General features: G+C 39.7%; 14 protein-coding genes. 9 read left to right on the top strand and 5 right to left on the bottom strand.

Translation table 11 applies throughout. The annotated features are described in order from the left end of the window. Positions 1-380: 380 nt before the first annotated feature. Positions 381-1,643 carry a hypothetical protein gene (locus MSBR3_RS07845; protein WP_048107428.1) on the top strand — a complete coding sequence of 421 codons (1,263 nt, stop codon included), beginning with the start codon at positions 381-383 and terminating at the stop codon, positions 1,641-1,643. Between the two features lie 245 nt (positions 1,644-1,888). On the opposite strand, the gene MSBR3_RS07840 is transcribed toward MSBR3_RS07845, so the two are convergent. From MSBR3_RS07840 to MSBR3_RS07825, 4 genes are all read right to left on the bottom strand, one after another. Continuing rightward, positions 1,889-3,325, bottom strand: coding sequence for an MATE family efflux transporter (locus tag MSBR3_RS07840; RefSeq protein WP_048107427.1), 1,437 nt, complete (start codon positions 3,323-3,325; stop codon positions 1,889-1,891). Between the two features lie 698 nt (positions 3,326-4,023). After that, positions 4,024-5,391 carry an acetate--CoA ligase family protein gene (locus tag MSBR3_RS07835; RefSeq protein ID WP_048107426.1) on the bottom strand — a complete coding sequence of 456 codons (1,368 nt, stop codon included), beginning with the start codon at positions 5,389-5,391 and terminating at the stop codon, positions 4,024-4,026. Positions 5,392-5,677: 286 nt separating this feature from the next. Next, positions 5,678-5,872, bottom strand: a complete 195-nt coding sequence (locus MSBR3_RS07830; RefSeq protein WP_048107425.1) for a hypothetical protein — start codon at positions 5,870-5,872, stop codon at positions 5,678-5,680. Between the two features lie 48 nt (positions 5,873-5,920). Beyond that, complete coding sequence (locus MSBR3_RS07825) at positions 5,921-6,277, bottom strand: winged helix-turn-helix transcriptional regulator (protein WP_048110186.1); 357 nt, start codon at positions 6,275-6,277, stop codon at positions 5,921-5,923. 201 nt (positions 6,278-6,478) lie between these two features. On the opposite strand from MSBR3_RS07825, the gene MSBR3_RS07820 reads away from it, so the two are divergent. The 6 genes from MSBR3_RS07820 (at position 6,479) to MSBR3_RS07795 (ending at position 9,943) form a co-directional block, all read left to right on the top strand. Then, positions 6,479-7,138, top strand: a complete 660-nt coding sequence (locus MSBR3_RS07820) for a nitrite/sulfite reductase domain-containing protein (RefSeq protein ID WP_048107424.1) — start codon at positions 6,479-6,481, stop codon at positions 7,136-7,138. Between the two features lie 456 nt (positions 7,139-7,594). Continuing rightward, positions 7,595-7,933: a cupin domain-containing protein gene (locus MSBR3_RS07815; protein WP_048107423.1), complete on the top strand. Its 339-nt coding sequence runs from the start codon at positions 7,595-7,597 to the stop codon at positions 7,931-7,933. A gap of 52 nt (positions 7,934-7,985) precedes the next feature. After that, complete coding sequence (locus MSBR3_RS07810) at positions 7,986-8,330, top strand: CGGC domain-containing protein (protein ID WP_048107422.1); 345 nt, start codon at positions 7,986-7,988, stop codon at positions 8,328-8,330. A gap of 180 nt (positions 8,331-8,510) precedes the next feature. Beyond that, a complete protein-coding gene (locus MSBR3_RS07805) occupies positions 8,511-8,921 on the top strand; it encodes an ester cyclase (RefSeq protein WP_048107421.1) in 411 nt (136 codons plus the stop codon). 126 nt (positions 8,922-9,047) lie between these two features. Further along, positions 9,048-9,476, top strand: coding sequence for a hypothetical protein (locus MSBR3_RS07800; RefSeq protein WP_048107420.1), 429 nt, complete (start codon positions 9,048-9,050; stop codon positions 9,474-9,476). 98 nt (positions 9,477-9,574) lie between these two features. Further along, entirely contained in the window at positions 9,575-9,943 is a 369-nt protein-coding gene (locus tag MSBR3_RS07795) for an ATP-binding protein (RefSeq protein ID WP_048107419.1), read from the top strand. A gap of 497 nt (positions 9,944-10,440) precedes the next feature. Here the strand turns inward: MSBR3_RS07795 and MSBR3_RS07790 are convergent, their stop codons facing one another. Continuing rightward, complete coding sequence (locus MSBR3_RS07790; RefSeq protein WP_048107418.1) at positions 10,441-10,992, bottom strand: hemerythrin domain-containing protein; 552 nt, start codon at positions 10,990-10,992, stop codon at positions 10,441-10,443. 460 nt (positions 10,993-11,452) lie between these two features. On the opposite strand from MSBR3_RS07790, the gene MSBR3_RS07785 reads away from it, so the two are divergent. Further along, positions 11,453-12,277: a TrmB family transcriptional regulator gene (locus MSBR3_RS07785; RefSeq protein WP_048107417.1), complete on the top strand. Its 825-nt coding sequence runs from the start codon at positions 11,453-11,455 to the stop codon at positions 12,275-12,277. Positions 12,278-12,526: 249 nt separating this feature from the next. Next, on the top strand, positions 12,527-12,925 hold the full coding sequence (locus tag MSBR3_RS07780; protein WP_048107416.1) for a carboxymuconolactone decarboxylase family protein: 399 nt from the start codon (positions 12,527-12,529) through the stop codon (positions 12,923-12,925). Positions 12,926-12,987: the final 62 nt, after the last annotated feature.

The following is a 12,987-nucleotide window of genomic DNA, read 5'->3' as shown; positions in this document are numbered from 1 at the left end:
TCCAGGTTATTTATGCCATCATTACTTTTAATACACGAATCTAGACATTCAAACAAAAATTAGCCGAAATCTTAAACCACAATTCTTATCTGTATTAAATTATGTGGTGAATTAAGTAATATTTTATAACTGAAAAATGCGAATCAAAAATCGAACAACTTCATCCTGGTTTACATGCCTGCTCCTGGTAATAAACGATCCCTATGTTATCATGTTTTCAGGATTTGGTTTTTAGCATTATTCGCTTGCTTTTTGCTATTTCACTCTATGCAATTTGAAGTCAGAGCTGAAAATTAGCCTGCTTTGCTTAACAAAAAATTTCACAAAATATGAATTTTCAAGTCTAAAATCTAATTAGAGAGTCTCACAAAGGCGAGAAGATGAAGAACCGAGTAGTACCATTAGCTGTCAACCCTGAGAATAAAACAGAGACCATACTTAATCAACCCGAGCATATGAAGACTTTTTTCCATAAATCTGCTTCGTTCGGAGTACCAGGTATGTACTCTCCCTTAACGAAAAGCAATAGAATCGGCCTTATCCGAGGTGACGTGGCTGAGTATAAACTTAAGATAAATGTCGGATCCGGAGAGTATGATTACATTATACTCACCAATTATGTAAAAGAAAAGAGTCCCTGGAGTATAGCTCAAAGTAAAAACTTAATAATCCTGCCCGGTCAAGCTTTGACTGAAAGTTTCTATTCCGATATGGCTATATACTACGCTCAGCAAGGATACAGCACATACATTCTGGATAGAAGAGAGACAAATGTTCCTATAAATGAGACCGATTTCAGTTACATGGAAAACTGGACCATTGACAGTTACCTGAGTGATACATACAACGGCATAGCAGTATCAAGATTTCATACAGCTTTCCTGAGTGATAAAGCTGTAGAGGACATAGAGGTTATGGCAATTGGCCACAGTCATGGGGCCTTGATTCTTACTGCTTACGGAGCTAGCAAGTACAACGACTTTGTTTTAGGCTCGGTTAACAGAATGGTTCCTGTTGATATCGTTATTAAGTACGAGCCTAAATATTCGGAGTTAATAAGCTCTCAGGCACAGGAATTTGACACTATTTCCAGATGTTTGGAAAACAGGACATATAACAGCAGCAATATGGCTACCATGATTCAGCTAGCCAATCTGGCTTTAACCGATCCTGACCGAGAATCCATTTTTCAACCTGACCTTACAAACAGACAACTTTTCCGGCTTATGGCTACCCAAACTTATGCATTCAATGCATACCCCTATACTCCGAATTATCATTACTGGAGCGGAGATCTGGATGGCCTTTATTATGTTGATGAAAACAGGCTACTTAACTTGACCTTAACCGGAGGGGCTGTTCCTTATGCACCTAAATACCTGGATCTTTATATGGCCGGATTGATGGGAAATGTGGAAGGCTATGAGATTGACTTTTCAAGAATAAGCTCCCCTCTTCTTTATATAGGGCTTGGGGGAGGTTTCAGCGACTACGGTTCCTGGTGGTATAAAAACGAGGTAGGAAAAATAAATAATAAAGTTACTTATATAGGCTGGAAGAACCAGGGTCATGGTAGCATAGCCCTTGATTATAACTCTCATGAGCTATGGGCAATTATACATAACTGGATAATGAGCAACTAGTTCTGAAAAACAAGAACCGTAAAGGGAAAAATCTGGAAAAACGTTCTATATCGAATATCTATAAACATTCTATATCGAACATCTAAAAATATTCGATACTTAATAGCCAAAAAGTATTCTATATCCTAAAATCTGAAAAATATTTAATATCTTACAGTTGAAACGATATCAGTATCTTGATGGCTTATCGACTCAAACTTAAATAGGGATTAATAAGAAATTCGGGAAAAGAGCTCTTGCCTGTTTCAGGCTGAGGCTCCATCAGTTTTTGTAATATGTTTTGTTTTTAAAAGTGCTTTCAAGAAATATTCTGCCCATATGTACATCAACAGAGAACCTATTCCATTGCCTATGACTAAACCCCACCAGGCTCCTACTTGTCCCATATTAAAGGTAAAAGCCAGGAGAGCTGCAAAGAGAGGGGTAAAGACAATAGTTCTGAGGAGGGTAGCAATCAGGGAGTTAAGACCTTTTCCTGCACCCTGGAAAAAGGAGGACGAAAAGAGGCCAAGTGCAAGCATGGGGTAGAAAGTACACATCACACGCAGGAAGTGCGCAAGATCGTCAGTTATGTGGGCTCCACCTTCTGACTGTGTAAATATAGATGCTATCGGCATGGCAAAAGCAAAAATAAAAGCCCCGGCTACACACTCTATCAGGAATCCGACTCTGGTTGAATAGGAAAGGGCAGCCTTTGCCTTTATATAATCATGGGCTCCGATTGCAGCCCCACATACGGAAATTACGGCAGTCGCCATTCCCAATAAAGGAGAAGTTGCAATTGTAGCTATTCTCCATCCCGTTGCATAGACCGCAACTCCGTCGGTGCTACTTACAAGCACAATAATGTAGTTCATGAATATCATTGACAGGGACATGGAAAGCTGCTGGGCTGAAGCCGGAAGTGCAACACTGAAGATCTCTTTTACAATGCTTTTCTCAAAGCGGAAATCCTTGAAGTTAAAGGCTACATAGGTATCTTTCTTGAAGAACAGCCAGTTTGCCATCATAACACAGGATACCCCTATGGAAAGTACAGTAGCCCAGGCTGCACCTGCAATTCCCATATTAAGCGTATATATGAATATGGGGTCAAGGATAACGTTCAGTACCCCGCCTAAAATCATAGCCTTCATGGCTCGTTTCGAATCTCCTTCGCTTCGAAGAATCGCATTGGCTACATTGGAAAAGAAAATTATAATGCTTCCAAGAAAAATAGCTCTGGCATACGCTACTGCAAGTCCTGTAGCTTTTCCGGCTCCTGCAAGGGCAAAGAGCTGAGGGGCAAAGAGATAAAACGGTACTGTAAATGCAATAGAGAGCAAGATAATTACGATTATTGTATGTACGGCTACGTTGTCTGCACCGGCTTTATCCCTGGCTCCGATCATACGGGAGATTGCAGATCCTCCTCCTATGCCTATTCCGTTTGACAGAGCCATGCTTATAAAGAAAAACGGGAACACAAAACCCATTGCTGCAAGGGCGTCGGCTCCAAGTCCGGAAACCCAGTAAGTATCAATAAGGCTGTAAATTGTCTGCACGGACATAGCAACTATCATTGGGATTGACAGCTTTATTATGGCTTTTTTCGGATCTCCTTGCAGGATTTTTACGCCATCCGTCTCTTTTTTTCCGGAATAGCCGGCAGAAACTTCACTTTCATCTTCATTAATTTTCATCTATTGCATCTTCCTTAACAAATCGTTTTTAAAACAGGGATTCAAAAGTTTTTAAGTCACTTTCTGTAGTAATTGGCTCTTCTGTATTATATCTTCTGTATTGAGAATTAAGGTATACTTTCTTTCTCACATACAGGCACAGTTATCTACTATCCAAACGTTCCTGCAGGTCTTCCGGTTTTTTCTATTTTCCAGGTACTTTTATTTCAGAACCAGTAAAACATGTGCAGTACGTTTCAGGTTGCAAAACCGTACTTAAGTGATACTCCCCATATCTAATCTCAAGAACGGGAATTTGGTGCTTACATTACTTGTTATTTAATTGAATTGTTAGATTCCTAACTAAATAGGCCAGGATCTATTTATATTTTTCTGACCTTTATAAGCAGATTTTTAGAATAAAACAGGTTTTTGAGATAAATAACCAAAATTTGCATAAAAGTTATTTTAAAACTATAGTTGATTCTATAATTGGAACAATATATTTACTTCAAAGCAATTATATATACAAATTTAAAAAAATTTTTGATATATTATTTAAAGTCAAGAATGCTAATTCTCCAATTGTAGAAAAAAGATCTAGTTTTTGGACAGCCTGATAAAGAGTATTTAAGCATTTAAGTCTTCTATAAGCCTTAATCATAATTTTATTTTAAGTCCTGGCTTTTCAGAACTTTTGCTTTAGATCGAGTTTCAGTTTACTTCTTTCCTCCGCACAGTACCAGTGCCGCCCTTACTGCACTGTCAGGAGTAAAAAAGACCGGCATTCCGATGGCTGTAAAAGCCGAAGCCACTTCCCTGCTGAATCTTCCGCCCGGAGAACAGATTAGAACCGGTTTTTCACAGTGAATGGCAAAGGCTTTGATTTTTTCAGCTACCTCTTTGGAAAGAAGAGGCGGGCCCCATAACAGGCTCACTATCGCAAGATCGTATTCTTCCCCAAAAGCTTCCTGTAGAGCATCAATGTAGTGTTCGTCCTTAACGTTGCCTGTCAGATCAACAGGATTTCTTACGGAAGCAAAGGCAGGAAGTTTTTTTTCCAGTTTTTCCATAACTTCTTTAGAGAGATCGGGAACCTTGAGTCCAGCCTCCTCACAGGCATCAGCAATGGAAATTCCAATCCCTCCTCCATCAGTTATTATGAGAATTCTATTTCCTCTTACCAGCGGATACCTGTTAAGGACTTTGCAGGCGTCTTTTAATTCTTCATAACTTTCAACTTCTATTACACCTGCTTTCCTGAAAGCGGCTTCATAAGCTTCATATCTTCCACTAATAGCTCCTGTATGAGAACTTGCAGCCTTTGCGCCTGGTTCCCTTTTTCCGACTTTAAGAGCCACTACAGGCTTTTTTTGCACGCATTCCGATGCAGTGGCAAGGAACCTGCGTCCGTTTCCCACAGACTCGATGTAGAGAGCAACGGCTTTTGTTGCTTCGTCTCCTGCCAGGAATTCAAGGCAGTCACTCTCATCAACATCCACCTTATTTCCGTAACTTACTACCCGTGAAATCCCTGCTCCTTCGTTTGCCATTTCGTCCATGATCATAGCGGCAAAAGAGCCGCTTTGAGTAAGCACCGAAACTCCATCTCTTACAGGCCTTTCGACCTTATCGCTGCTTATAAAAAAAGTATCCACTTTTGAGACTGTATCGTAGATTCCAAGGCAGTTCGGTCCCATAGCCCGGATGCCTTTCTTTTCTAAAATTTCTTTCAGGCGGATTTCCATTTCCTTTCCTTCAGGCCCGGTTTCCCGAAAACCGGAGCTGACAATTATTGCTCCCTTTATATTCTCAACATGGCCGTTGAGGATTTCAAGAACAGTAGAAGCCGGAACTGCAAAAATTGCAATATCGATCCTGTCTTTTATCTCGTCAGGAGCCGGATAGCATTTAAGCCCCCTGATTTCCTGGTAACCCGGATTTATGGGATATATCTTTCCCTGAAATCCCATTTTCAGCAGGTTTTCCAGGATTGTAAAGGAGAGCTTTTTCGGGTTTGGTGAGGCTCCTATCAGGGCTATGCTTTCAGGCTTGAAGAAAAAGTCGATCTGTCCTTCAGTGGTCATTATGGCCTTCCGAATAATCTGAGTTATATTGAGATTATATTGAGATTACTTGAGATTATATCGAGATTATATTGAGATTATATCGAGATTATATTGAGATTATATCGAGATTATATTGAGATTATATTAAGGTTAATATTGAGATTACAGTTTTGAGTTTAAATATTTGCACTTAACAAACTTCTAATTTCTAATATAGAAACAAGTAAAATCTAATAAAATTTGAATGGATAATAAAAGCTAATTATAAGGCCTTTAAATAAATTTGAAGAGCTTTTCAGAACCTTTAATTACTACAATCCTGGAAAACCTGAACGAATAAAAGTTTCGGTGCCCTTGTCAGCACCTTTGAGTGCCTTCCCAGCACCTTTGAGTGCCTTCCCAGCACACCTTTCTTACTCAGGAATGGTTGAGATATAACTTCAAGTTTTTCGGTCATGGCTTCTTTACAGTTACATTTTTCAAGTGTTGTTAATGACAATGTAACGCATAAGACTTGAAGCTATCTTCATCATTCCTTAGTTACGATCTAACGTTCACAGTACATGCAAATAGCCTTTTCGCATTCCTCATTCTGGAATTTCCACTTCAGCCCCCAGCGTTTGATTGCCTGTATTATTTTTACGAAGTCCACTCCGCTTTCGGTCAGGTAATATTCGGATTTTGGAGGGTTTGTTGAATTATCAATCTTCTTTTCAATCAGGCCTTCAGTTTCCAGCTCTGTCAGCCTCTCGGAGAGAATTTTGGGAGTTATGTATCCAAGTTTCCTTTTAAGCTCATTAAAGCGCTTTTCCTTCTTTTCCCCTTTGTGCAGCTCCAGAAGGATATGGATTGTCCATCTTTTCCCGATGATATTCATGGTCTTGTAGACTGTACAGTCTTTCATGGTATAAACATAGAAACTGTCCAATATATAAATTAGTATCTCTAATATACTAATATCAAAAAAATACTAATATATCACATATTTTATAAATATGTGCATGTAATTTTTTGTATAAGTTCCCCAGATCTGGCAAAAATAACGTCAGAATTCTGGGAATTTAAATATGCAGTAAATTCAGACAGTTTGGAGTGAATGATAATCATGAAGGACAACTTACCGGAAAAAGGTGCAATTGTTCAGAGAGACCGTGAAACCTATGCAATCGCCCCTCATATCCCAGGAGGAATTGCTGACCCAAAAACCCTCAGGAAGATAGCCGATGTTGCGGAAAAATATGGTGCTGCTGCTCTTAAGATGACTTCTGCACAGAGGATTGCAATCGTGGGCCTGAAGGAAGAAGACCTTGATAATGCATGGGCTGATCTGGACATGAAACCAGGTGCAGCTGTAGGGCTTTGCGTAAGAAGTGTAAAGTTCTGTCCTGGGACCACTTTCTGCAAGCAAGGAAAACAGGATGCAGTAGGTCTGGGTCTTAAACTGGATGAAAAATACCACGGAATGTCGATGCCTTCCAAGTTCAAGATGGCAGTTTCCGGTTGTCCTAACTCTTGCTCTGAACCTGCTATTAAGGACATAGGGGTAATGGGCACTGCTAAAGGATATACCCTTATGGTAGGAGGTGCTGCAGCTGCAAGTCCAAGACTTGCTGAGGTTGTCGCAAAAGAACTGTCAGAAGAGGAAGTTCTTGATGCAATCGAGAGAATTGTTAATTTCTATAAAAGTTCCGGTACGAAAAAGAGGCTTGGAAGGTTCATTGAGGACACAGGCCTTGAGAGTTTCAAATCCCAGGTAGGCCTGTAAAACCAGGTAGCTTTTGTGTGGTATTCTTTACCAACTCTTAAGCCAAGGATAAACCCAGAATTTCAGGTTTTGAAATTCATAATACTTTCCAAGTAGCGAAAAATTATACCGACCAGGCATATATATGACAGACGCTAGTACGAGATCTAACTGATAGCGATGATATAATATAATCTAATTGATAGATGAATATTATAATAGAATCTAACTGATAAGTGGATATCAAAAGAATCTAACTGATAAGTGGATATCAAAAGAATCTAACTGATAAGTGGATATCAAAAGAATCTAACTGCTAAATGGATCTCAGAATTGAATATTAACATAATCAAAAACGTTAGAGTTTTCGCATAAGCCTGGTCGGTATTAATACTAAGGCACGGTGTTAAGGCATAATGCTAAGCTAAGGCATGATGCTGAAAAACAAAAAACTATATTGTCAAAGGGGGAGAATTAATGAAAATTACTGAGATGAAATCTTCACCTGAAAAACCGAACCCTCATAATGTGAGTGTCCGGATACTCTATAATACCGATCACGCTCAGGCAGTACATATAGAACTTAAGCCAGGGGAAGCTTTAAAAAAGCATACTACTCCAACAGATGTCTTTTTCTACATTCTTGAAGGAAAAGGCATTGTTGAGATTGGCGACGAACAACAGGAAGTCAGTCGAGATATGCTGATTGAGAGTCCTGCAAAGATCCCTCACCGCCTTCTGAATCAGGGAGATGGAATTTTCAGGGCGCTGGTCGTAAAGGCCCCAAGACAAACCGAAGCTACACGTATGCTGTAAAGTGTAAAGCAAGTGTAAGAACGGTTATCTGGTTGTTCAAAACGAGGTATGAATGGAAGAAAATACAAAACCTACAAAAATAGCGATCGTGCGCTGCGATATCGTCTCGGAAACCTGTCCGGGTGTAGGCTGCTTTAAGGCTTTTAACGAAAGAAAGTCACACTTTGAGGTCTACGGTGAAAATACTCAGATGATCGCGTTTTTCACATGCGGAGGCTGTTCCGGTAGGAGAGTGTACCGTCTGGTGAACGCCCTCAAAAAGCATGGCCTTGATGCCGTACATCTCAGTTCCTGTATGCTTATGGATGGCACTTACCCTAAATGTCCTAACATGGACAGTATAAAAAAGACAATTCAGGATGCAGGAGTACAGGTTGTGGAAGGTACTCATCATTGAAGAAAATACACTCTTGAAGATGATTAACCAGTGAAGAGAACCTACTCTTGAAGATGATTAACCACTGAAGATAACTCACTCTTGAAAATAACTCATCACCGAATACAGCTGTTGATAAAAAGGTTTATAGGCAAGAAATATCTCAAAAGCCGAATAAATAAATACGCAAACGAGGAAAATATGTCTACGGAAGAGAATAAGGCAATAGTTAGCCGATTTTTTGAAGAAGGTCCTTCTAAAGGCAATATAAGTGCTGCTGGCGATTTGCTGTCACCCGATTTTGCTATGCATGTACCTCTTCCTGCTTCTCCGGGAGTTGAGGGAATAAATGAAGTAATTACTGCATGCAGGGCAGCTTTCGAGCACCTCAATGTTACAGTCGAGGATATGATTGCCGAGGGTAATACCGTAGCTGCACGTTTTACAGCTCGCGGGGTACACAAGGGTAACTTCATGGATTTGCCGGCTACAGGCAAGCCAATAACCATGACCGGTATAGAGATTTTCCGCATTAAGGACGGTAAGATCGTTGAGCTTTGGGGCGAAGTCAATCTTCTTGGCCTGATGCAACAGCTGGGGATCGCTCCTTAACCTGGAAACGAAGGTTAAACTTTATAGAGTGCAGGGTATCGTTTTATATTTCTTGAATTTAATTTATATTTCTTGAATTTAAAATTTTATAATAAAAATAACGTATAAATGAAATAGGGTAATAAAATGAGCCATGATATAACTCGGGACCGGAATATCGAAGAAGATGAAAATTACGATGGTGCAGACCTTGAGCTTCGTGACATTCCCCTTCCAAAAACAGGCAATATCATCTACTCGATTTTAAACTCTTTAAACCATAATATTGCAAACTTTTATGCTTACACGAAGTTTAAAGACTATATCTCCGAAAAAACCCTGGATATGGAACTTCTCCAGAGAAGCATGAGTATCCATCGGGATTTTTTAGCTCTGTTCTTGCATACCAAAGAAGAGCTAGTGTTCATTTATCCCGACCTTCTGGAAAAAGCTGAGAAGCTGTTATTCCGAGGAGAAAAAGACACGGACTTTATAAATTATACCCGTAAAATGTGTAGATTAATCAGTGACTATAAGAAAATGCTACACAGAGAAGGGTATTTACAGGATATTTGAACGAAATTCTCGCTCGGTGGCATTTTTGTTCTGGAATTTCACTGAGCTTTACAATTAAAATATATTTTTTATTATATCTCGTTATGGGGGTTAGTTTAATGGTAAAACGAATGATAGTAAAAATTGATGAAAAGAAATGTACAGGCTGCGGAAAATGTATTGCGCCCTGTGCCGAAGGTGCTATTAAAATTATCAACGGGAAAGCAAAGGTAGTATCCGAGGAACTCTGCGACGGGATGGGTTTTTGTGTCGGTATATGTCCCGAAGGTGCGCTATCGGTGGAAGAAAGGTACACTGTCGAATTTAACCGGGAAAAAGCAGAATCACAGCCCAAACAAAAAGACACTTCCATCCACTGTTTCACCTGCGGGGCAGGCGAAGACACCAGCTATCTCCTCCCCCTCAGGCACAACATGCAAAGTATGTGGGTATGTACACGCTGCCTCCCTAAACTGATTCACGGCTAATTCTTTTAAAAATCCATTGGGCTGAAACCGTTGACCCGAAACCGTTGACCCGAAACCGTTGACCCGAAACCGTTGACCCGAAACCGTTGCGCCGGTTTATCACGCCGATAGGGTTTGGGGATAAGGTTCTCAAATCCAAATGTTACTGGGTTTTCGGTCAAGCCTTGTTTGAAAAAGGCTTGCAGGCAAGCAGTTTTCGAAAAAAGGTATAACCATGTTTGCCGAGTAATGCAAAAAGAAACGTAAGTAGATCAGTTTTTCTTAGCGCATTGAGAATCTGACCTTTCTTGCCCTTAAATTCGCAGTTCTAGCTCAATTTAGTATCTTCGTTATAACTCAGCCCTCTTGAGCGAACGAAGTGAGCGAAAAGGGCCCCGTGCTCCCGAGACGGAACTCGGGTAATTCAGCCCTCTTGAGCGAACGAAGTGAGCGAAAAGGGCCCCGTGCTCCCGAAGCGGAACTCGGGTGACGGGACTCGGGATGTGGAACTCAAGTGCCTACTCTGGCTTTACATAAGTTTTTCCTTCCAGCCACATTTTGAGTTCCTCCTGTCTTTCAGGGCCTATTATTCCTGTATCTACATCTTCAAAAGACTTAAGCAAATCTTTCTGGACAGTCGGTGAGAGATAGGCATCAGCCATTGGGAAAAGTTCATTCTCCTCCTTGTCAATATGCAGAACCAAAAGCCGCATATAGGCTCTTGAGTACTCAACCATAGCAGAGAGTTCCCTATTTTCTTCTTTCTCGAAAATGACTTTATCAATCTCATTAATATATTGCCTTTCCTCTTCGTGCTCTTTTTTAAGGGAAGTTATCAGTTCTTTTGCCCCTGAAATTTCTGCTTTTTCCATCTCCGGGAAAAGATAAGTTTCTTCTTTTATATAGTGAGATTTTTCAATAAATTCTTTCACGAATACTATGAATCCTTCAAGGTTATTCTGTTCAACACTTCTACCAGATTCTATTTCTGCACATATTTCTTCAAGAACTGGCAGTATTACTTGTTTGATAATCCTGTGCTCCTCTCTTAAACCATCTGTCGGTGTCATACTACTCCCCATTGCCTCTTGAAAGTAACTTCAATCTTTTTTATTTTATAAACATAGCAATCTTGTTTAAAGAACAAAACCTTAGAATTCTATATAATATTTTTAGAACTCTATTTAATATTCAATTCCAATACCCAACAATAATAAAGTGATCCATCAATAATAAGCTTATATAACTCTAGAAAATACAAACAGTAACGTTACATTCTCTTTATCGACTCAGTTCAAAATTGAGTGTAAGAATTATAGAATGTAAGAATTATAGAATGTAAGAATTATAGAATGTAAGAATTATAGAGTGTAAGAATTATAGAGTGTAAGAATTATATTATCATTATTAAACAAGTGAGTTTGGGGAAAAAGCATACTCAAAAATATATGATATTATTGAAAATGAATGGAGTTTCTGGATTGAAGTTTTTTTAGAAATATTTTTAAGTTCCCAATTGTTGAATTACCTATGCAAAAGAAAAGGCTTCTGCAGGATATCGGCCTGACGGCTTATGAAGCATCTGCGTATATTTCTCTCTTAAAACTCGGGATTTCCGAGGCAAATCTTGTCTGCAGAGATGCCGATGTACCTTATGGAAAAATATATACCGTTCTTGAGTCGCTGGCAGGAAAAGGTTTTGTAGAAGTCCAGGTTTCAAGGCCTAAAAAATTCAGGGCGGTTGATCCTGAAACGGCTTTAGACTTCTTTTATGAAAGGCGGAAATCCGAGTTTGAAAAAGAAATAACGGCCTTAAAGGGTTTTGTTGAAGAGGCAAAACAGGTTTTGAAAACCATACCGGTTCAGAAGCGAAAAGACGAGATTTTCTGGACGACTACCATAACCGAGTCCGAGTTCAAGAAGTTTGCCATTTCCATCTATGGAGAGGTAAAAAAATCCATATGGATAATTCCTCCTGCTTTCGGAATACCCTTAATTTCCAGTCTGCTGCCTGAAATCTTAAAAGCTGTTGACCGTGGGGTAAAAATCAGGCTGCTGGGGCCTTATCGCTTTGTAGATCTTTCTCCTATGATTTCACTGCTGCTGGGAGAAGAGAATTTCTGTAAATTCAAAAAAGGCATAGAAGTAAGGCTTGTCCATAACTTTAATTCCTGCTTCGGTATAATTGATGACAGTATTGTAGTGCTGTTCCAGCTCCATCCCCAGGACAGTGACCGCGTTCTTTCGGTTGTAAAAATTTGGGATGCAGGGCTTGCCAAAAACCTGAGTAAGGAATTCGAACTCCTCTGGAATGGGGGAGAAGAATTAGATTCTCAAAAGGCTGCTGAAAGGTAAGTTTTTCGTAGTAGGGATAAAAATCTCTTCACCAATCCGAAGTGAAAGATCAAATATGGAAAGCGCGAAAATGAAGGAAATAAGGGGCAGGATTCTTCCGTGTCTTCTGCCGTTTATAAAGCAAGTGCTTAAGTTAAGAGCTACGAATTATCAGGAATAGATAAATAACATATATACAGATACAATACTACTATTATACTAATAACCAGTTGAATTATGACCGGTTAATTACAGTGGGGGTTAGCAAATATGGAAGAACATGGGGAAGGATGTTGTGGAGGACGTCAGGAAGAACACGGAGACCTCGAACATGAAGAGTTACTGGAAAGCATGAGCGAGAAGCTGGGTTTTACTCCTCATATCCTTGAGATCCTTGGAGAACTTGACAGCGAATCTCTTAAAAAATATAATAGATGCAATAAGAAATTACTTTCTGACGGTGCCCTACCTGCAAAAACAAAAATCCTGGTAGCACTTGCAGTCGTTGCAGCCAAGCAGTGTGAAAGGTGCACGGTTGTGCAGATGCAGAGTGCACTAAAGAATGGGGCTACCAAAGAAGAAATTATGGAACTTATGGACGTTATATTCATAACTTCAGGGGCACCTGCAGTAGCAGCTTGCAGGGATGCGTTAAAACTGTTAAAGTAAAATCGTTTAATTTTACAAAGAGTTATATTTTACTCTTGTAAAGTCTTTTTTATATGCCTGTA

The sequence above is a fragment of the Methanosarcina barkeri 3 genome, assembly GCF_000970305.1.
Lineage (GTDB): Archaea > Halobacteriota > Methanosarcinia > Methanosarcinales > Methanosarcinaceae > Methanosarcina > Methanosarcina barkeri_A.
This window is presented reverse-complemented; position numbering and strand designations above follow the sequence as displayed.